A 20,288-nucleotide genomic window follows, 5' to 3' on the forward strand; every position below is an offset into this window, starting at 1 on the left:
CACCCCTCAGCTGACCGGGCCGCCGAAGGCCTCGATGCGGTCACCGTCAGCCAGCTTCACGATCGCCCGCTTGGTCGCCTTGCGCTGACCGAAGCCGGTCTTGGTGCGCTTGCGCTTACCCTGGCGGTTGAGCGTGTTGACCGTCAGGACGCGGACGTTGAAGATCTGCTGGATAGCGATCTTGATCTCGGTCTTGTTCGCGTCCGGGTGCACCAGGAAGGTGTACCAGTTCCGGTTCAGCTCGCTGTAGCTCTTCTCCGAGACGACCGGCGCCACGATGATGTCGCGCGGGTCGGCGATCGTGCTCACTTGCCACCCTCCTCGGTGGTCTCGGCGGGCACGCCCAGGAACTCGTCCAGGGCGTCCTTGGTGAAGACCACGTCGTCGGCCACCAGCACGTCATACGTGTTGAGCTGGCCGGACTCGATCAGGTGCACCCGCGGCTCGTTGCGCAGCGACACCCAGTTCAGTTCGTCGATGCTGCTCAGCACGACCAGGACCCGACGGGCCTCGGTGAGCTTGGTCAGCGTGGCAAGGGCCGCCTTGGTCGACGGCCTCTCGCCCGAGACGAACGCCTCGACGACATGCACCTGCCCGGCGCGGGCCCGGTCGGAGAGGGCACCCCGCAGCGCGGCGGCCTTCATCTTCTTCGGGGTCCGCTGGCTGTAGTCGCGCGGCACGGGACCGTGCACCACGCCACCGCCGGCGAACTGCGGCGCGCGGATCGAGCCCTGCCGGGCGCGACCGGTGCCCTTCTGCTTGTACGGCTTCTTGCCGCCACCGGCGACCTCGCCGCGGGTCTTGGTCTTGTGCGTGCCCTGTCGGGCCGCCGCGAGCTGGGCCACCACGACCTGGTGCATCAGCGCGACGTTGGCCTGCACGTCGAAGATGTCAGCCGGCAGCTCGACGGAGCCGCTGGTGCTGCCTTCGACGGTGCGCACGTCAACGGTGGTCACTTGGCCGCACCGCCCTTCTTCACCTTGCTCTTGGCCGCGGTACGGACCAGAACCAGCGCGCCCTTGGGACCAGGGATGGCACCCCGGACGAGCAGCAGGTTGTTCTCGGTGTCGACCGCCTGGACGGTGAGGTTCTGCACGGTGTAGCGAACGCCACCCATCCGGCCGGCCATCCGGGTGCCCTTGAAGACACGACCCGGAGTGGCGCAGGCGCCGATGGAGCCGGGCGAGCGGTGCTTCCGCTCGACACCGTGACCGGCACCCAGGCCGTGGAAGCCGTGCCGCTTCATCGGGCCGGCGTAGCCCTTGCCCTTGGTCTTGCCGGTGACGTCGATGGTGACGCCGGCCGGGAACTCCTCGACCGTGACTTCCTGGCCGAGCGAGTATTCCCCAGCGTCCGCGGTGCGCAGCTCGACGATGTGCCGGCGCGGCGCCACGTCCGCCTTGGCGTAGTGGCCGCTGATCGGCTTCTTGACCTTGCGCGGGTCGATGATGCCGTACGCCAGCTGGACCGCGGAGTAACCGTCCTTCTCGGCGCTACGAACCTGGCTGATGACGCACGGGCCGGCCTCGACCACGGTCACGGGAACAACACGGTTGTTCTCCCAGACCTGGGTCATGCCGAGCTTGGCGCCCAGGATCCCCTTGACTTGCCTGTCCATTTGTCCGGTCCCTACAGCTTGATCTCGATGTCGACGCCAGCCGGCAGGTCGAGGCGCATGAGCGAGTCGACCGTCTTCGGGGTCGGGTCGATGATGTCGATCAGCCGCTTGTGCGTGCGCATCTCGAAGTGCTCGCGCGAGTCCTTGTACTTGTGCGGCGAGCGGATAACGCAGAAACGGTTGATCTCCGTGGGCAGCGGCACCGGGCCCGCGACCTGCGCCCCGGTGCGCGTCACCGTCTCGACGATCTTCCGAGCCGAGGAGTCGACGACCTCGTGGTCATAGGCCTTGAGCCGGATGCGGATCTTCTGTCCCGCCATGGTGGCTTCTGTTCCTTCTCTCGATGCCGCTGTGTTGCGGGCGCCTGTGCCGGCTGGCACAGGCCCACTTCGCCGACCCCCGCGGTCGGGCGTGTCGCGCCCTCGGGCCGGGCTCCGCCCTGGGACTCCAGAGCGGTGCTGACCGCGCGGTGGGTCAAGGCGCCGATCGCAATTACCGCGACCTGAACGCCGTGCGAGGGTGGTTGGCGGCGAGGCCGCCAACCACCCTACGCTCGACTGTCCCGTCACCCGGAGGTTCAGCGAGAGCCGAACACAGGCGACGAACTGTCGTTACGCAACCTGACTAGTATGCCGCACGACCGGCGGCGGGTCTAATCGGGGTTACCTAGTTCACTTCATGATCTTGGTGACGAACCCGGCGCCGACGGTGCGGCCACCCTCGCGGATCGCGAACTTGAGGTTCTCCTCCATGGCGATGGGCTGGATCAGCTTCACCGACATGGTGGTGTTGTCACCCGGCATGACCATCTCGGTGCCCTCGGGGAGAGTGACGACACCGGTGACGTCCGTGGTGCGGAAGTAGAACTGCGGACGGTAGTTCTGGAAGAACGGGGTGTGCCGGCCGCCCTCCTCCTTGGAGAGGATGTAGACCGTCGCCTCGAACTCCGTGTGCGGGGTGTTCGAGCCCGGCTTCACGACGACCATGCCGCGCTCGACCTCGTCGCGCTTGGTGCCACGCAGCAGCAGGCCGACGTTCTCACCTGCGCGGGCGTCGTCCAGGGTCTTCCGGAACATCTCGATCGCGGTGACCTTGGTCTTGAAGCTCTTCTCCCTGATGCCGACGAGCTCAACGTCCTCGTTCGGCAGCAGCACGCCGCGCTCCACCCGCCCGGTGACGACGGTGCCACGACCGGTGATCGTGAACACATCCTCGACGGGCATCAGGAACGGCTTGTCGACATCGCGCTCCGGCTGGGGGATCGAGGTGTCGACCGCGGTCATCAGGTCCAGCAGCTTGCCGGTCCACTCGGGGTCACCCTCGAGGGCCTTCAGCGCCGAGACACGGACGACCGGCAGGTCGTCACCCGGGTACTCCTGCGAGGAGAGCAGCTCGCGCACCTCGAGCTCGACGAGCTCCAGGAGCTCCTCGTCGTCGACCATGTCGCTCTTGTTGAGCGCCACGACGATGTACGGAACGCCAACCTGACGGGCCAGCAGCACGTGCTCGCGGGTCTGCGGCATCGGGCCGTCGGTCGCCGCGACCACCAGGATCGCGCCGTCCATCTGCGCGGCACCGGTGATCATGTTCTTGATGTAGTCCGCGTGGCCGGGGCAGTCGACGTGCGCGTAGTGCCGCGCCTCGGTCTGGTACTCGACGTGCGCGATCGAGATCGTGATGCCGCGGGCCTTCTCCTCCGGCGCCTTGTCGATCTCGTCGAACGGCGTGTAAGGGTTCAGGTCGGGGTACTGGTCGTGCAGGACCTTGGTGATGGCCGCCGTCAGCGTCGTCTTACCGTGGTCGATGTGACCAATGGTGCCGATGTTGACGTGCGGCTTAGTCCGCTCGAACTTCGCCTTCGCCACTGGTGTCCTCCTGTGGACTTCTTGGTTCGTACGCCCGGCGCGCCGGTCGGCGCTTAGGACTCTGTCGACAGCCTTTCCGGCCTGATGGCCGGAGAGCTTTTGTGGGTTCTGCGGCGATGAAGCCTACAGGCCCGGTCTCACGCAACCCGATCGTGGTGGCCGCGGGCGGGTGAACGCTCCCGCGACCGACCACGAATCAGCTGCTCGGGGACGTTACTCGCCCGTTGCCTTGGCGATGATCTCCTTCGCGACGTTCTGCGGAACCTCCGCGTAGGAGTCGAACTGCATGCTGTAGCTAGCCCGGCCCTGGGTCTTCGACCGCAGGTCGCCGACGTAGCCGAACATCTCCGACAACGGCACCAGAGCCCTCACGATGCGGGCGCCACTGCGCTCCTCCATCGCCTGGATCAGGCCGCGGCGGGAGTTGAGGTCGCCGATGACGTCACCCATGTTCTCCTCAGGAGTGGTGACCTCAACGGCCATCATCGGCTCGAGCAACGCCGGGTCGGCCTTGCGGGCCGCGTCCTTCATCACCATCGAGCCTGCGATCTTGAATGCCATTTCCGACGAGTCGACCTCGTGGTACTGGCCGTCCAGCAGGGTCAGCTTCACACCGACCAGCGGGAAGCCGGCAAGGATGCCGTACTGCATGGCGTCCTGCGCGCCCGCGTCCACCGACGGGATGAACTCCCGGGGGATGCGGCCACCGCTAACGGCGTTCGCGAACTCGTAGGTCGGCGAGTCGTTGTCCAGCGGCAGCGGCTCGATGCTCACGATGACCCGCGCGTACTGGCCGGAACCACCGGTCTGCTTCTTGTGGGTGTACTCGACCTTGTCCACCTTGCGGCGGATGGTCTCGCGGTACGCCACCTGCGGCTTGCCGACATTGGCCTCGACGTTGAACTCACGCCGCATCCGGTCGACCAGGATGTCCAGGTGCAGCTCGCCCATGCCGGAGATGACCGTCTGACCGGTCTCCTCGTCCAGCCGGACGCGGAAGGTCGGGTCCTCCTCGGCCAGCCGCTGGATGGCCGTGCCCAGCTTCTCCTGGTCGGACTTGGTCTTCGGCTCGATCGCCACCGAGATGACCGGCTCCGGGAAGGTCATCGACTCCAGGATCACCGGGTTCGCCGGGTCGGAGAGCGTGTCGCCGGTGGTGGTCTGCTTGAGGCCCTGCACCGCGATGATGTCGCCGGCCTGCGCCGACGGACGCTCTTCCCGCTTGTTGGCGTGCATCTGGTAGATCTTGCCGATCCGCTCCTTGCGGTCCTTGGTGGAGTTGACCACCTGGGAGCCGGATTCGAGCAGGCCGGAGTAGACCCGGACGTAGGTGAGCTTGCCCAGGTGCTTGTCTGTCTGGATCTTGAAGGCCAGCCCGGAGAACGGCTCCGACTTGGACGGCTTCCGAATCAGCGGGGTCTCGCCGTCGGTGGCCGTACCCTCGATCGCCGGAACGTCCAGCGGCGACGGCAGGAAGTCGACCACGGCGTCGAGCATCGGCTGGACGCCCTTGTTCTTGAACGCCGAGCCGCAGAGCACCGGGTTGGCCTTGCCGCCGATGGTGGCGCGCCGGATGGCGGCCTTGATCTCCTCGACGGAGACCTCTTCGCCTTCCAGGTACTTCTCCATCACCGTGTCGTCGACGTCGGCCAGGGTCTCCATCAGCTTCTCGCGCCACTCGGCCGCGGAGTCGGCCAGCTCGGCCGGGATCTCCTCGACCGCGTAGTCGTCACCCTTCTGGGTCTCCCCACGCCAGGTGAGCGCGCGCATGCCGATCAGGTCGACGACGCCGATGTGGTCGCCCTCGAGCCCGATCGGGATCTGGAGCACCAGCGGGGTGGCGTTGAGCCGGTCGATCATCATCTGCACGCAGCGGAAGAAGTCGGCGCCGGTCCGGTCGAGCTTGTTGACGAAGCACATCCGCGGGACGTTGTACTTGTCGGCCTGCCGCCAGACGTTCTCCGTCTGCGGCTCCACGCCGGCGACACCGTCGTAGACCGCGACCGCACCATCCAGCACGCGCAGCGACCGCTCGACCTCGACCGTGAAGTCGACGTGGCCAGGCGTGTCGATGATCTGGATCGTGTGGCCCTTCCACTCACACTTGGTAGCAGCGGAGGTGATGGTGATACCACGCTCCTGCTCCTGCTCCATCCAGTCCATGACGGCAGCGCCCTCGTGGACCTCACCGATCTTGTACGTGATGCCGGTGTAGAACAGGATCCGCTCGGTGGTCGTGGTCTTACCGGCATCGATGTGCGCCATGATGCCGATGTTGCGTACGTTGGCGAGCGCGTCTGCGGCGGCCACTTCAATCCCTACTTATCGTCGTCTCGACTCAACTGGTGGCGGTTCCGGCGCCCGAGGGCGCCGGAACCAGGGTGTTACCAGCGGTAGTGCGCGAAGGCCTTGTTGGACTCGGCCATCTTGTGCGTGTCCTCGCGCCGCTTGACGGCGGCACCGAGACCGTTGCTCGCGTCCAGCAGCTCGTTCATCAGCCGCTCGACCATGGTCTTCTCACGCCGAGCGCGGGAGTACGTGACCAGCCAGCGCAGGCCCAGCGTGGTCGCCCGCGTGGGGCGAACCTCGACCGGAACCTGGTAGGTGGCGCCACCGACACGACGGCTACGCACCTCGAGGGTCGGCTTGACGTTGTCCATCGCCCGCTTGAGGGTGACGACCGGGTCGGTGCCGGACTTCTCGCGGCAGCCCTCGAGGGCCGCGTACACGATGGACTCGGCGAGCTGACGCTTGCCACGGAGCAGGATCTTGTTCACCAGCTGGGTGACCAGCGGCGAGTTGTACACCGGGTCAGCGACCAGCGGCCGCCGCGGAGCGGGTCCCTTACGCGGCATGTCAGCTCTTCTCCTTCTTCGCGCCGTAACGGCTGCGCGCCTGCTTGCGGTTGCGGACACCCTGGGTGTCCAGCGAGCCGCGGACGATCTTGTAACGCACGCCGGGGAGGTCCTTCACCCGGCCGCCGCGAACGAGCACGATCGAGTGCTCCTGCAGGTTGTGACCGACGCCCGGGATGTAGGCGGTCACCTCGATCTGGCTGCTGAGCTTCACACGAGCGACCTTGCGCAGCGCTGAGTTCGGCTTCTTCGGGGTGGTGGTGTACACGCGGGTGCACACGCCGCGCCGCTGAGGGGAACCCTTCAGCGCCGGGGTCTTGGTCTTGCTCGTCTTTGCCTGGCGGCCCTTTCGGACCAGCTGCTGGATCGTGGGCACCGGGTTTCTCCGCTCCCTTCGGCCGCAGTGTTGCGGCCGCGCCGTCTGCTCGTTAGCCGGCCTGATGACCGGCTCTCCTACATTCCGGCCAGGGCCACCTTGCGGAGGTCCCGGCACCCGCGGTCGGGCGTGTCGCCCAACTCACGGTCCCGGTGCGGACGCTTGCGCGGACGTACCGGGTTCTGTCACCGGCACGCGAGTCGCCCCGCCCCGGATCTTTGGCTTGTCGTGCCGCCGTCCGGACTCCGGGTCCAGCGCACGCACGAGTTGCCCGGGCACGCCCGGGCACAAGGGGAAAGAGTACCTACCACAGCCGCCCAGGTCAAAACGGAATGGCCCGGCGAACGTCTCACACCCGCCGGCCGGATCTCGTCCTGCCCCGTCGCCCGCGATGGGCACCTACAGACACAAGTGTACCGGCTTCTCCGGAGGAACCGCCCGTCGCCCCCGAGGCGGGCACCGACGACCCGACGCGCGACCCCGCGTCGACCAGGCCGGGCGCCCGATCGGAGGGTGACCGGCCTCACGCCAGGGAGATCGCCAGCGCCAGACCCAGACCCAGCAGGCTCAGCAGTGCCCCCGCCGCCCCGCAGCTGATCCCCGCGACCGCCAGGCCCCGGCCGGTGAAGCGGACCGCCGGCGGTTGGGCCGGCCGGCGGATCTGCCGCTGACCGAGCAGGCCGGCGCCGGTCGCCGCCACCCCGGCCAGCACGCCGAGCACGGTGAACGCCCCGGACGCCCAGACCCCGCCGGCGTTCGCGCCGAGCACCCCGAAACAGATCACCAGCAGCGAGACCAGGATCGACGCGATCCCGGCCAGCAGCGCCCCGACGGCCAGCCCCGAGGTGACCGGGGGCACATCCAGGTAGACGACACCGAACGGTGTGCCCGACACCGACTCCACCCGCTTCGGCGGTCGGCGCTGGTCGTCGGTGGGCGGCGGTGGCACCGGCCGACCCGGCGTCGGGACCCAGCCGGGGCCGTGACCCGGCATTGGCTGCCCCCATCCCGCCGGCGCACCGTGCCCGCCCGCCGGGCCGGACGACGGCTGCCCCCAACCGTGCGGTGCCGGGTACGGGTGACCGGAACCAGGCGGGGTCGCACCCCAACCGGGCGGCGGCGCCCCCCAACCGGCGGCCGAGGCGGGATGGGCCGGCGCACCCCAACCGGGCACGGTCGGGGGTGGGTTGCCCCAATCGGGCGGCGTATCCGGGCCGGGTGCGGCTGCGGGCGATCCCGGCTGCCCGCTCGGGTCGGGTCGCGCCCAGCCGCTCGGCTCGGACCCGCCCGGGCCGGGGGCCGACGCGCCAGGGTGCCCGGCCGGATCGTCCGCCGGGGGCCGCGCCGGTTCCGTCACGAGGTCCTCCTGTCACAGGGCCGCCACCGCCGCGCGGCGGACACCCGTCAGGCTACCGCCGGGGCGCCGCCGCCCCGACGGGCGCGGCCGCGGGCGGCTCAGTCCATGTTCGCGGGATAGTCGTGGCCGAACGGCGCGCCGGCCAACCGGACCACACCGATCACCACCGCGGCCACCACGCTGACCGCGGCCAGCGCCAGACCGGCCCAGGCCAGCCGCTCCCCCCGCCGCAGCCAGACGCCACCGGTCAGATAGCCCCCCGAGGCGTACGCATCCCGGCGCGCCTGCCGCGCCAGGTGGAGTGCCACCGTCGCGGGCACCACCCCGCCGATGAACAGGCCGGTCAGCATGCCGAGCAGCCCCAGCGCGAAGACCGCCCGCGCCTTGGTGGAGCGGACCGGGTCGGGATCGAGCGGGTGGCGCAGGCCCTGCTGCGCGACGGACACCTGCTCGGGTGCGGTCGTCATGCCTCCATCATGCCGAACCCGGCCCGTGGGTGGGCAGCTCCGGACGCGACGAGGCCCCCGGCGAATGCCGGGGGCCTCGTCGTGCGGTTGGTGCTTAGCGGTACGACCCGAAGTCAAAGTCGTCCAGCGGCACAGCCTGCCCGCTGGCCGGCCCGAAGCCGTAGTCGGTCTCCGGGTACCCGGTCATCGAGTAGACCTTGGCCTTGGCCTCCTCGGTCGGCTCCACCCGGACGTTGCGGTACTTGCTGATGCCGGTACCCGCCGGGATGAGCTTGCCGATGATCACGTTCTCCTTGAGGCCGACCAGCGAGTCGCTGCGCGAGTTGATCGCAGCGTCGGTCAGTACCCGGGTGGTCTCCTGGAAGGAGGCCGCCGAGAGCCAGGAGTCGGTGGCCAGCGAGGCCTTGGTGATACCCATCAGCACCGGACGACCGGCGGCGGGCTCGCCGCCCTCCGAGACGAGTCGGCGGTTCTCCGACTCGAACAGCGCCCGGTCGACCAGCACACCCGGCAGGAACTCGGTCGAGCCGGAGTCGATGACCGTCACCCGCTTGAGCATCTGACGGATGATGATCTCGATGTGCTTGTCGTGGATGAGCACGCCCTGCGAGCGGTAGACCTCCTGGACCTCACTGGTCAGGTGGACCTGGACCGCCCGCGGACCCATGATCCGCAGAAGCTCGTGCGGGTCGATGGTGCCCTCGGTGAGCTTCTCGCCGACCGCGACGTGACCGCCGTCGTGGGTCCGCAGCCGAACCCGCTTGGAGATCTTGTCGTAGACGATCTCCTCGCTGCCGTCGTCCGGCACCACGATGATCTTCCGCGAGCGCTCGCCGTCCTCGATCCGGATCCGGCCGGGGGTGTCGGCGATGGGCGCCTTACCCTTCGGGACCCGGGCCTCGAAGATTTCCTGGACACGCGGCAGACCCTGGGTGATGTCCTCACCCGCGACACCACCGGTGTGGAAGGTACGCATCGTCAGCTGCGTACCCGGCTCACCGATCGACTGGGCGGCGATGATGCCGACCGCCTCGCCGACGTCCACGGTCTTGCCGGTCGGCAGCGAGCGCCCGTAGCAGGCACCGCAGACACCCAGCTTCGACTCGCAGGTGAGCACGCTGCGCACCCGGACTGTCTCCACGCCGGCGGCGACGATCTTGTCGACCCCGATGGAGTTGATGTCCTGACCCCGCTCGGCGACGACGGTGCCGTCCGGCCCCTTGATGTCGTCGGCCAGCGTACGGGCGTGCACGCTGGTCTCGGCGTGCTCGTGCACGACCAGCCTGCCGTCCTCCAGGCGCTCGCCGATCTGCATCGGGATCGCCCGGTCGGTGCCGCAGTCCTCCTCGCGGATGATCACGTCCTGCGAGACGTCCACCAGACGACGGGTCAGGTAACCCGAGTCGGCGGTACGCAGCGCGGTGTCGGCGAGACCCTTACGGGCACCGTGCGTGGAGATGAAGTACTCCAGCACGGACAGACCCTCCCGGTAGCTGGCCTTGATCGGCCGCGGGATGATCTCGCCCTTCGGGTTGGCCACCAGACCACGGATCGCCGCGATCTGCCTGAGCTGGAGCAGGTTACCGCGGGCACCCGAGTTGATCATCTTCCACAGTGGGTTCTCCTGCGGAAGCGCGGTGTCCATCTCCTTGGCGACCTCGTTGGTCGCCTTGGTCCAGATCTCGATGAGCTCGCCGCGACGCTCCTCGGCGGTCATCAGACCACGCTGGTACTGCTTGTCGATCCGGTCGGCTTCCTTCTCGTACTTCGCCAGGATCTCCGCCTTGCGCGGCGGAGCGATGACGTCCTCCATGCCGATCGTCACGCCGGACCAGGTGGCCCAGTGGAAACCGGCCTCCTTGAGCCCGTCCAGGGTGGCGGCCAGCGCCACCTTGGGGAAGCGCTCGGCCAGATCGTTGACGATCGCGGAGAGCTGACCCTTGCGGATCTCGTAGTTCACGAAGCGGTAGCCCTGCGGCAACGTCTCGTTGAACAGCACCCGACCGAGGGTGGTCTCCACGGTCAGCGGCTCACCCTCGACCCACCCCTCCGGGGCGGTCCACGGCTCGGCGCCGGCGCCGTTGTCGACCCCGATCACGTCACGCAGCCGGATCCGCACCGGCGCCTGCAGGTGCAGCTCGCCGTTGTCGAACGCCATCCGCGCCTCGGCGTCCGAGCTGAATGCCCGGCCGTCGCCCTTCTCACCGGGGGTGAGGTGGGTGAGGTGGTAGAGACCGATGACCATGTCCTGGGTGGGCATGGTGACCGGCTTGCCGTCGGCCGGCTTGAGGATGTTGTTCGACGACAGCATCAGGATCCGCGCCTCGGCCTGGGCCTCGGCGGACAGCGGCACGTGCACCGCCATCTGGTCACCGTCGAAGTCGGCGTTGAACGCGGTGCAGACCAGCGGGTGGATCTGGATCGCCTTGCCCTCGACCAGCTGCGGCTCGAAGGCCTGGATGCCCAGGCGGTGCAGGGTCGGTGCCCGGTTGAGCAGCACCGGGTGCTCGCCGATGACCTCTTCCAGCACGTCCCAGACGACCGGGCGCTGCCGCTCGACCATCCGCTTGGCGGACTTGATGTTCTGCGCGTGGTTGAGGTCGACCAGCCGCTTCATCACGAACGGCTTGAACAGCTCCAGCGCCATCTGCTTGGGCAGGCCGCACTGGTGCAGCTTGAGCTTCGGGCCGACCACGATGACCGAACGGCCGGAGTAGTCGACGCGCTTGCCCAGCAGGTTCTGCCGGAACCGGCCCTGCTTGCCCTTGAGCATGTCGGACAGCGACTTGAGCGGGCGGTTACCCGGACCGGTGACCGGCCGGCCACGGCGGCCGTTGTCGAACAGCGCGTCGACGGCCTCCTGGAGCATCCGCTTCTCGTTGTTGACGATGATCTCGGGCGCGCCGAGGTCGATCAGCCGCTTGAGGCGGTTGTTCCGGTTGATCACGCGGCGGTACAGGTCGTTCAGGTCCGAGGTGGCGAAACGGCCACCGTCGAGCTGGACCATCGGGCGCAGGTCCGGCGGGATGACCGGGACGCAGTCCAGCACCATGCCGAGCGGCGAGTTGCGGGTGTTCAGGAACGCCGCCACGACCTTGAGCCGCTTGAGCGCCCGGATCTTCCGCTGGCCCTTGCCGGACCGGATGGTCTCCCGCAGGCTGTCGGCCTCGGCGTCGAGGTCCATGTTCTGGACCAGCGCCTTGATCGCCTCGGCGCCCATGGAACCGGTGAAGTACTCACCGAACCGGTCGCGCAGCTCGCGGTAGAGCAGCTCGTCGGTGACCAGCTGCTTCGGCTCCAGCTTGCGGAAGGTGTCCAGCACCTCGTCCAGGCGGTCGATCTCGCGCTGGGCCCGGTCGCGGATCTGGCGCATCTCGCGCTCTCCGCCCTCCTTGACCTTGCGCCGGACGTCCGCCTTGGCACCCTCGGCCTCCAGCTCGGCCAGGTCGGCCTCGAGCTTGGCGGCCCGCTTCTCGATCTCCGAGTCGCGGCTGTTCTCGGACTGCCGCTTCTCGGCCAGGATCTCGTTCTCGATCGTCGAGAGGTCACGATGACGCGACTCCGCGTCCACGCTCGTCACGACGTACGAGGCGAAGTAGATGATCTTCTCGAGGTCCTTGGGGGCGAGGTCCAGCAGGTAGCCCAGCCGGCTCGGCACGCCCTTGAAGTACCAGATGTGGGTCACCGGAGCGGCGAGCTCGATGTGCCCCATCCGCTCACGACGGACCTTGGAACGGGTCACCTCGACGCCGCAGCGCTCACAGATGATGCCCTTGAACCGGACGCGCTTGTACTTACCGCAGTAGCACTCCCAGTCCCGCTGCGGACCGAAGATCTTCTCGCAGAAGAGCCCGTCCTTCTCCGGCTTCAGGGTGCGGTAGTTGATCGTCTCAGGCTTCTTGACCTCGCCGTGCGACCACTGACGGATGTCGTCGGCGGTGGCGAGACCAATGCGCAGCTCGTCGAAGAAGTTGACGTCGAGCACTATGTCCCCTATGTCGTCGTCTGTACTGCTAATACTCGGGCGAGGTCGGGGGCCGGCAAGCCGGCCCCCGACCGCTCACCTCAGACCTCTTCGACCGAGCTCGGCTCGCGCCGGGACAGGTCGATCCCCAGCTCCTCGGCGGCCCGGAACACCTCGTCGTCGGTCTCGCGCATCTCCAGCGCCACGCCGTCGCTGGACAGCACCTCAACGTTGAGGCACAGCGACTGCAGCTCCTTGAGCAGCACCTTGAAGGACTCCGGGATGCCCGGCTCCGGGATGTTCTCGCCCTTGACGATGGCCTCGTAGACCTTCACCCGGCCGAGCACGTCGTCGGACTTGATCGTGAGCAGCTCCTGCAGGGCGTACGCGGCGCCGTACGCCTGCATCGCCCAGCACTCCATCTCACCGAAGCGCTGACCACCGAACTGCGCCTTACCACCCAGCGGCTGCTGCGTGATCATCGAGTACGGGCCGGTCGACCGTGCGTGGATCTTGTCGTCGACCAGGTGGTTGAGCTTCAGGATGTAGATGTAGCCGACCGCGATCGGGTCCGGCAGCGGCTCGCCGGAGCGGCCGTCGAACAGCTGCGCCTTGCCGCTGGCGCCGACCAGCTGGTTGCCGTCCCGGTTGGGCAGGGTCGACGAGAGCAGACCGGCGATCTCCTCCTCGCGGGCACCGTCGAAGACCGGGGTGGCCACGTTGGTGTCCCCCTCGGACTCGTCGGCGCCGATCGAGCGCAGCTGCTTCTTCCAGGACGCGTCGTCGCCCTCGACCTTCCAGCCGGTCTTGGCGACCCAGCCGAGGTGGGTTTCGAGCACCTGGCCGATGTTCATCCGGCTCGGCACACCCAGCGGGTTGAGCACGATGTCGACGGGGGTGCCGTCCTCAAGGAACGGCATGTCCTCGATCGGCAGGATCTTGGAGATGACGCCCTTGTTACCGTGCCGGCCGGCGAGCTTGTCGCCGTCCTGGATCTTCCGCTTCTGGGCGACGTAGACCCGGACCAGCTCGTTGACACCCGGAGGCAGCTCGTCGCCGTCCTCGCGGGAGAAGGTACGCACACCGATGACCGTGCCGGTCTCGCCGTGCGGCACCTTCAGCGAGGTGTCCCGAACCTCGCGCGCCTTCTCACCGAAGATCGCGCGGAGCAGCCGCTCCTCCGGGGTCAGCTCGGTCTCGCCCTTCGGCGTGACCTTGCCGACCAGGATGTCGCCGGGGACGACCTCGGCACCGATCCGGATGATGCCGCGCTCGTCGAGGTCGGCGAGCATTTCCTCGCTGACGTTCGGGATGTCGCGGGTGATCTCCTCCGGGCCGAGCTTGGTGTCCCGGGCGTCGACCTCGTGCTCCTCGATGTGGATCGAGGTGAGCACGTCCTGCTGCACGAGGCGCTGCGACAGGATGATCGCGTCCTCGTAGTTGTGACCCTCCCAGCACATGAACGCCACGAGCAGGTTGCGCCCGAGCGCCATCTCGCCCTCGTCGGTGCAGGGACCGTCGGCGATGACCTGACCGGCCTCGACGCGGTCGCCCTCGAAGACGACCGGCTTCTGGTTGACGCAGGAGCCGGCGTTGGAGCGGCGGAACTTGTGCAGCAGGTACGTCCGGCGGTGGCCGTCGTCCTGGTGGATGGTGACGTAGTCGGCGCAGAGATCCTCGATCACACCGCCGACCTCGGCGACAACCACGTCGCCAGCGTCGACCGCCGCCCGGTACTCCATGCCCGTACCCACCAGCGGCGCCTCGGCCTTGACCAGCGGCACCGCCTGGCGCTGCATGTTCGCGCCCATCAGTGCCCGGTTGGCGTCGTCGTGCTCGAGGAACGGGATCATGGCGGTCGCGACCGAGACCATCTGCCGCGGCGACACGTCCATGTAGTCGACGGCGGCGGGGACGACGTCCTCGGTCTCGCCACCCTTACGACGACACAGGACCCGGTCCTCGGCGAACGTGCCGTCAGCCTTCAGCGGCGCGTTGGCCTGGGCCTTGACGAACCGGTCCTCCTCGTCCGCGGTCAGGTAGTCGATCTGGTCGGTGACCCGACCCTCGACGACCTTCCGGTACGGCGTCTCGATGAAGCCGAACGGGTTGACCCGGGCGAAGGTGGACAGCGCGCCGATCAGGCCGATGTTCGGGCCTTCCGGCGTCTCGATCGGGCACATCCGGCCGTAGTGGGACGGGTGCACGTCGCGGACCTCGAAGCCGGCCCGCTCCCGGGACAGACCACCCGGGCCGAGCGCGCTCAGCCGGCGCCGGTGGGTCAGGCCCGCCAGCGGGTTGGTCTGGTCCATGAACTGGGACAGCTGCGACGTCCCGAAGAACTCCTTGATCGCCGCCACCACCGGGCGGATGTTGATCAGGGTCTGCGGGGTGATCGCCTCGACGTCCTGCGTGGTCATCCGCTCGCGGACGACCCGCTCCATCCGGGAGAGGCCGACCCGAACCTGGTTCTGGATCAGCTCACCCACGGTGCGCAGGCGCCGGTTGCCGAAGTGGTCGATGTCGTCGGCCTCGTAGCCCTCCTCACCGGCGTGCAGCCGGCAGAGGTACTCCACGGTGGCGACGATGTCGTCCTCGGTCAGCGTGCCAGTGGTGATCGGCACGTCGACTTCGAGCTTCTTGTTGAACTTGTAGCGCCCGACCTTGGCGACGTCGTACCTCTTCGGGTTGAAGAAGAGGTTGTCGAGCAGGGTCTGGGCGTTCTCGCGCGTCGGCGGCTCGCCAGGGCGCAGCTTGCGGTAGATGTCGAGCAGGGCCTCGTCCTGGCCGGCGATGTGGTCCTTCTCGAGCGTGGTCATCATCAGCTCGGACCAGCCGAACCGCTCACGGATCCGCTCGGCCGACCATCCGATGGCCTTGAGCAGGACCGTGACGGCCTGCCGACGCTTGCGGTCGATGCGTACGCCGACCGTGTCGCGCTTGTCGATGTCGAACTCCAGCCAGGCACCCCGACTCGGGATGACCTTGACGCTGGAGAGGTCGCGGTCGGAGGTCTTGTCCGGCTGCTTGTCGAAGTACACGCCCGGGGACCGGACGAGCTGGCTGACCACGACGCGCTCGGTGCCGTTGATGACGAAGGTGCCCTTGGGCGTCATCATCGGGAAGTCACCCATGAACACCGTCTGGCTCTTGATCTCGCCAGTGGTGTTGTTGGTGAACTCCGCGGTCACGAAGAGCGGAGCGCAGTAGGTCAGGTCCTTTTCCTTGCACTCCTCGATCGAGGCCTTGACCTCGTCGAAGCGCGGTGCCGAGAAGGAGAGTGACATGGTGCCGGAGAAGTCCTCAATGGGACTGATCTCTTCGAGGATCTCCGCGAGACCCGAGCGTGCGTGCGGGTCGTCCGCCGACCGGCCCTGCCAACCCTCGTTGCCGACGAGCCAGTCGAAGGACTCGTTCTGGATGGCGAGGAGGTTGGGGACCTCGAGGTGTTCGGTGATCCTGCCGAATGAAACTCGGCGGGGAGCGAATGCGCTCGACGTACGACTGGTCTTCGCAGGGCGGGAAGCTGCCAAGATGCGTCCTTCCGAGGACCGGTGCTGCAGAACGGCTGGTACGCGTGCACTCCAATGACCCCACCAGAAATATCCGTAAACGGACATTTCCGAGCAGGGGTCAAGTCGGAAGGCAGCGCAAACTAGCAGTGTAGCCGAGAGGCTAACCGCTGTCCAGCCCACCCCGCAGGTCGTTGCGGAACGTGCCTCGGCCCCCGTGAACCGGGGTCTGCCGGGCCGCTCGGAACGCAACGTTCCCGCTGGGCCGCTCGGGTTGCTGCGGCCGATGGTGCCGCCGCTTTCATTACCCACGTCGTGGCCGTCGCAAGCGCGGTGTCTTGCTGGTGTCAGCGTGCCTGGCAGCCCGGGGCCGCGTCAAGGGCCGGAATCCGGGTCGCGCCGTCTTTCCCACCGAAGGGCGACCCGCCGCGCTCGTTCGGGTCCTCCGGAGAGGGCGTCGGCGCCCAGCTCAGGACGGCTGTCGCCGGGTTCACCAACACGGCGGGCGGCGATCCGTGTCGGATCGCCGCCCGTCGCGACGCGATCGTGTCCCCGCTCGCCGAGCCGGGCACGCGCAGGTGGAACGTCAGGTCACTTGAGGGTGACCTTGGCGCCCTCGCCCTCGAGCTTGGCCTTCGCCTTCTCGGCGGTCTCCTTGTTGACCTTCTCCAGGATGGCCTTCGGCGCGGACTCGACCGCGTCCTTGGCCTCCTTGAGGCCCAGGCCGGTCAGCTCACGCACGACCTTGATGACCTGGATCTTCTTGCCACCGTCAGCCTCGAGGACGACGTCGAACTCGTCCTTCTCCGGCTCGGCCTCGGCGGCGGCCGGAGCCCCACCCGCGGCGGCCACGGCGACCGGGGCCGCGGCGGTGACCTCGAAGGTCGTCTCGAACTGCTTCACGAACTCGGAGAGCTCGATCAGCGTCATCTCCTTGAACGCGTCGAGCAGCTCGTCGGTGCTGAGCTTCGCCATGTCTGGCGTCCTTTCCTGGGTCTGTTAAATAAGAACTGGTGCGCCGGGAGGCCGTCAGGCCGCCTCGGCGCCCTCCTTCTCGCGCTTGTCCTGCAGGGCAGCCGCCAGACGGGCGGTCTTCGACAGCGGGGCCTGGAACAGGGCCGCGGCCTTGCTCAGGTTGCCCTTCATCGCGCCGGCCAGCTTGGCCAGCAGCACCTCGCGGGACTCCAGGTCGGCGAGCTTCGTGACCTCGGCCGCGGTGATGGCCTTGCCCTCGAAGACACCGCCCTTGATGACGAGCTTCGGGTTGGCCTTCGCGAAGTCGCGAAGCCCCTTCGCCGCCTCGACGACGTCGCCCGAAACGAAAGTCAGCGCGGTAGGACCGGTGAACAGCTCGTCGAGGCCGTTGATGCCCGCGTCCGTCGCAGCACGCTTCGCCAGCGTGTTCTTCGCGACCGTGTAGCTGGTGTCGGCGCCGAGCGAGCGCCGCAGCTGGGTGAGCTGGGAGACCGTCAGACCGCGGTACTCGGTCAGCACGGTGGCGCCCGCGTTGCGGAAGTTCTCGGTCAGCTCTGCGACGGCCGTGGCCTTGTCGGCCCGGATCGGCTTGTCCGCCATGTCCCTCCTCTCTCGTTACTCGAGGCTGGTCCCCGTCACGGCCGGAGCCGGAGCGGGGGCGGAGGCAGCACGACAACGAAAAAGCCCCGGCGCAGGGCGCACGGGGCGAGGGCCGGCGGATCGTCACGGTCGGCGGACCATGCTCACTACCGAGTTACGCTTGCCGCCCTACGCGGGTCGCCCGTTGTCGCGGGACCTTCGACCGTGCCGAAGCACGGTGACCAGCGGTCTCTGGGTGGTTCCTCATCCATGAGAACACGGATGACGTTTGAAGAGTACGCGACCCCGTGACCAGCACCAAATCGCCCGGTGTGAGCCAGGCCACCGCTGCCTCGACTCCGGGCGCCTCAACCCCGGGCCCGCCGCCGCCACAGGTAGCCGCCGACCGCCGCGGCGCTCCAGGCCAGCGCCCAGGCGGTGAGCCCGAGCAGGGTGAGGGCGGCGGCGTCGCCCGCCGTGGTCCGGGCTATCGCCATGATCGGCGGCGCCAGCCAGGGGGCCACCGACCCGGTCAGGCCGAGCACGACCGCGCCGACGCCGCCGAGGGCCAGCACCGCGACGCCGTACCCGGCGCCGCCCACGGAGGGCCGGCTGGCCAGCGCGCCGAGGGCCACCGCGGCGGGTACGACCAGCAGATGCGCCCACAGCCCCAGCGCGACACCGACCGGCACCGATCGGTCCGTCGGGTCGACCGGACCGTTGACCCCGCCCACCAACCACGGGAAGGCCAGCGCGACGGCCACCGCGACCAGCGCCGCCACGCCGGCGGCGAACAGCCCCGCCAGCCGCTCCCGGGCCACCCCCACCGTCACCTGGGCGAGCCGGCGCTGCACGTCCGGTTCGACGTCCAGCAGGATCTTGGTCTGCCAGGCGAGCAACGGGAACAGCACCACCGCGGAGACGCCGTACGCCTCCGCCGGCTGGGACCGGCCGCCGCCGTACAGGATGCCGAGCGCGACGAGGCCGGCGAGCAGCGGCGCGACCGCCCGCCCGGTCCGCAGGAAACCGGCCAGTCGCAGCCGGACCAGGGCGATCATCGGGCCTCCCCCGCGGCGTGATCGACGGCCACGCCGACGCCGTCCACCGTCACCGGCTCGTCCGGTGCCGGGTCGTCACCGCCTGGTCGGGCCGGCGGCGGGGCGGGCCGGGCGTCGGCGCGTACCCGCAGCACCTGGTGGCCCTCGGCGCGCAACCGGGCGACGGTGCCGGCGACCCGCGCGGTCGGCACCGCGACCTCGATCACCGCGACCGTCCCGTCCGGCGCCGGGGTCTCCTCGACCACCGTGCCGTCGGCCACCGCCCAGTGGCGCGCGCCCGGCAGCCGAACCGTCTCGCCACGGTGGTCGCTGACCAGGACCGCCCCGCCGACGGCCAGGACCTCGTCGATCAGCTCGGGAACCAGGGCCCGGGTGGTGGCGTCCAGCCCCTCCCACGGCTCGTCGAGCACCAGCAGGCCCGGCGGGCGCAGCATGGCCTGGGCGAGGCCGACCTTCTGCGCGGTGCCCTTCGACAGCTCCGGAAGCCGGACCGCGCGGAACGCGACCAGCCCCAGCCGGTCGGTCCAGGCCGTCACGGCCGCGTCGGCCGCGGCCCGGTCCAGCCCGGCCGCCCGGGCCATCCCGGTCAGGTAGCGCGCCACCGTGAAGGGCTGGTCGGCCGGGAAGCGCTCCGGCACCCAGCCCACCCGCCCGGGCCGGTCGGTGACCCGGCCCCGAGCCGGCCGGAGCACCCCGGCGGCCACCTGGAGCAGGGTGGACTTGCCCACCCCGTTACGGCCCAGCACGACCGCCACCTCACCCGGACCGATCCGCACATCCACGCTCCGCAGCACCCACGGACCACGCCGGTGGTACCGAAACCAGACGTTCTCCAGCCGCATGCGGTCGAGCCTGTCACACCTCAGACGCGCCGGGGCGCCGCCACGGTGGTGGCGGCGCCCCGGTGGAGCGAAGTGTCGGCTCGGCTCAGGCCTCGGCCGAGTCCTCGCGCAGGTTCTTCACCAGGTTGGGGTCGACCGGGACACCCGGGCCCATCGTGGTGGTCAGGATGACCTTGCGGAGGTACTTGCCCTTCGCCGCGGACGGCTTGGCGCGCAGCACCTCGTCGAGCACCGCGGCGTAGTTGTCCACCAGCTGGCTCTCCGAGAAGGAGGCCTTGCCAATGATCAGGTGCAGGTTGGAGTGCTTGTCCACCCGGAAGGTGATCTTGCCGCCCTTGATGTCCTGCACCGCCTTGGTGACGTCCATGGTCACCGTGCCGGTCTTCGGGTTCGGCATGAGACCGCGCGGGCCCAGGATCCGCGCGATCCGGCCGATCTTGGCCATCTGGTCCGGCGTGGCGATCGCCGCGTCGAAGTCGAGCCAACCGCCCTGGATCCGGGCGACCAGCTCGTCGGTGCCCACCTCGTCCGCACCCGCCGCGGTGGCCTCATCGGCCTTCGCGCCGGCGGCGAAGACGATCACGCGGGCGGTCTTACCGGTGCCGTGCGGCAGGTTGACCGTGCCGCGGACCATCTGGTCCGCCTTGCGGGGGTCGACGCCGAGGCGCATGGCGACCTCGACCGTGGCGTCGAACTTGACGTTGGTGGTCTCCTTGGCCAGCTTCACGGCCTCGGAGGGGGTGTAGAGCTTGGACCGGTCGATGACATCGGCGGCCTTGCGGTAGCTCTTGCTGCGCTGCATTGCTGATTACTCCTGTGG

General features: G+C 68.8%; 17 protein-coding genes. All 17 read right to left on the reverse strand.

Translation table 11 applies throughout. The features are described from left to right. Positions 1–6: 6 nt before the first annotated feature. On the reverse strand, positions 7–309 hold the full coding sequence (gene rplW, locus ABZU69_RS14405) for a 50S ribosomal protein L23 (protein ID WP_007465304.1): 303 nt from the start codon (positions 307–309) through the stop codon (positions 7–9). Further along, the gene (gene rplD / locus ABZU69_RS14410; RefSeq protein WP_354964794.1) at positions 306–956 is read right to left on the reverse strand and encodes a 50S ribosomal protein L4; all 651 of its coding nucleotides are present in this window, start codon (positions 954–956) and stop codon (positions 306–308) included. Before rplD ends, rplW begins: the two co-directional genes overlap by 4 nt. Then, positions 953–1,618: a 50S ribosomal protein L3 gene (rplC, locus tag ABZU69_RS14415; protein ID WP_354964795.1), complete on the reverse strand. Its 666-nt coding sequence runs from the start codon at positions 1,616–1,618 to the stop codon at positions 953–955. Before rplC ends, rplD begins: the two co-directional genes overlap by 4 nt. Before the next feature lie 11 nt (positions 1,619–1,629). Further along, the gene (rpsJ, locus tag ABZU69_RS14420; protein ID WP_007073037.1) at positions 1,630–1,938 is read right to left on the reverse strand and encodes a 30S ribosomal protein S10; all 309 of its coding nucleotides are present in this window, start codon (positions 1,936–1,938) and stop codon (positions 1,630–1,632) included. A 351-nt stretch (positions 1,939–2,289) separates the two neighbouring features. Further along, entirely contained in the window at positions 2,290–3,483 is a 1,194-nt protein-coding gene (gene tuf / locus ABZU69_RS14425; protein ID WP_354964796.1) for an elongation factor Tu, read from the reverse strand. Positions 3,484–3,696: 213 nt separating this feature from the next. Next, entirely contained in the window at positions 3,697–5,793 is a 2,097-nt protein-coding gene (gene fusA / locus ABZU69_RS14430; RefSeq protein ID WP_354964797.1) for an elongation factor G, read from the reverse strand. A 74-nt stretch (positions 5,794–5,867) separates the two neighbouring features. Continuing rightward, entirely contained in the window at positions 5,868–6,338 is a 471-nt protein-coding gene (gene rpsG, locus ABZU69_RS14435; protein ID WP_007465317.1) for a 30S ribosomal protein S7, read from the reverse strand. A gap of 1 nt (position 6,339) precedes the next feature. Continuing rightward, complete coding sequence (gene rpsL / locus ABZU69_RS14440) at positions 6,340–6,714, reverse strand: 30S ribosomal protein S12 (protein WP_014440718.1); 375 nt, start codon at positions 6,712–6,714, stop codon at positions 6,340–6,342. A gap of 523 nt (positions 6,715–7,237) precedes the next feature. Further along, positions 7,238–7,618, reverse strand: coding sequence for a hypothetical protein (locus ABZU69_RS14445; protein WP_354964885.1), 381 nt, complete (start codon positions 7,616–7,618; stop codon positions 7,238–7,240). Positions 7,619–8,169: 551 nt separating this feature from the next. Further along, the gene (locus tag ABZU69_RS14450) at positions 8,170–8,538 is read right to left on the reverse strand and encodes a hypothetical protein (protein WP_354964798.1); all 369 of its coding nucleotides are present in this window, start codon (positions 8,536–8,538) and stop codon (positions 8,170–8,172) included. A gap of 94 nt (positions 8,539–8,632) precedes the next feature. After that, positions 8,633–12,523, reverse strand: a complete 3,891-nt coding sequence (locus ABZU69_RS14455; protein ID WP_354964799.1) for a DNA-directed RNA polymerase subunit beta' — start codon at positions 12,521–12,523, stop codon at positions 8,633–8,635. Positions 12,524–12,603: 80 nt separating this feature from the next. After that, positions 12,604–16,035 (reverse strand): DNA-directed RNA polymerase subunit beta, encoded by a 3,432-nt coding sequence (locus ABZU69_RS14460; RefSeq protein ID WP_354964800.1) that lies wholly within the window; start codon positions 16,033–16,035, stop codon positions 12,604–12,606. Positions 16,036–16,605: 570 nt separating this feature from the next. Next, the gene (gene rplL, locus ABZU69_RS14465; protein WP_354964801.1) at positions 16,606–16,989 is read right to left on the reverse strand and encodes a 50S ribosomal protein L7/L12; all 384 of its coding nucleotides are present in this window, start codon (positions 16,987–16,989) and stop codon (positions 16,606–16,608) included. A gap of 54 nt (positions 16,990–17,043) precedes the next feature. Beyond that, positions 17,044–17,589 carry a 50S ribosomal protein L10 gene (gene rplJ, locus ABZU69_RS14470; RefSeq protein WP_354964802.1) on the reverse strand — a complete coding sequence of 182 codons (546 nt, stop codon included), beginning with the start codon at positions 17,587–17,589 and terminating at the stop codon, positions 17,044–17,046. A 347-nt stretch (positions 17,590–17,936) separates the two neighbouring features. Continuing rightward, positions 17,937–18,626, reverse strand: a complete 690-nt coding sequence (locus ABZU69_RS14475) for a hypothetical protein (protein ID WP_354964803.1) — start codon at positions 18,624–18,626, stop codon at positions 17,937–17,939. Next, positions 18,623–19,468, reverse strand: a complete 846-nt coding sequence (locus ABZU69_RS14480) for an ATP-binding cassette domain-containing protein (protein ID WP_354964804.1) — start codon at positions 19,466–19,468, stop codon at positions 18,623–18,625. Before ABZU69_RS14480 ends, ABZU69_RS14475 begins: the two co-directional genes overlap by 4 nt. 85 nt (positions 19,469–19,553) lie before the next feature. Beyond that, entirely contained in the window at positions 19,554–20,270 is a 717-nt protein-coding gene (rplA, locus tag ABZU69_RS14485; protein ID WP_354964805.1) for a 50S ribosomal protein L1, read from the reverse strand. Positions 20,271–20,288 lie beyond the last annotated feature (18 nt).

The organism is Micromonospora sp. NPDC005206 (genome assembly GCF_040608175.1).
In the GTDB taxonomy this organism is placed as follows: domain Bacteria; phylum Actinomycetota; class Actinomycetes; order Mycobacteriales; family Micromonosporaceae; genus Micromonospora.

Excerpts from the sequence above, each read along its gene's own strand:
- rplA (WP_354964805.1), bottom strand. The coding sequence starts at position 20,270 with ATGCAGCGCAGCAAGAGCTACCGCAAGGCCGCCGATGTCATCGACCGG.
- rplL (WP_354964801.1), bottom strand. The coding sequence starts at position 16,989 with ATGGCGAAGCTCAGCACCGACGAGCTGCTCGACGCGTTCAAGGAGATG.
- rplJ (WP_354964802.1), bottom strand. The coding sequence starts at position 17,589 with ATGGCGGACAAGCCGATCCGGGCCGACAAGGCCACGGCCGTCGCAGAG.
- rplC (WP_354964795.1), bottom strand. The coding sequence starts at position 1,618 with ATGGACAGGCAAGTCAAGGGGATCCTGGGCGCCAAGCTCGGCATGACC.
- ABZU69_RS14450 (WP_354964798.1), bottom strand. The coding sequence starts at position 8,538 with ATGACGACCGCACCCGAGCAGGTGTCCGTCGCGCAGCAGGGCCTGCGC.
- rpsJ (WP_007073037.1), bottom strand. The coding sequence starts at position 1,938 with ATGGCGGGACAGAAGATCCGCATCCGGCTCAAGGCCTATGACCACGAG.
- ABZU69_RS14480 (WP_354964804.1), bottom strand. The coding sequence starts at position 19,468 with ATGCGGCTGGAGAACGTCTGGTTTCGGTACCACCGGCGTGGTCCGTGG.
- ABZU69_RS14475 (WP_354964803.1), bottom strand. The coding sequence starts at position 18,626 with ATGATCGCCCTGGTCCGGCTGCGACTGGCCGGTTTCCTGCGGACCGGG.
- rpsG (WP_007465317.1), bottom strand. The coding sequence starts at position 6,338 with ATGCCGCGTAAGGGACCCGCTCCGCGGCGGCCGCTGGTCGCTGACCCG.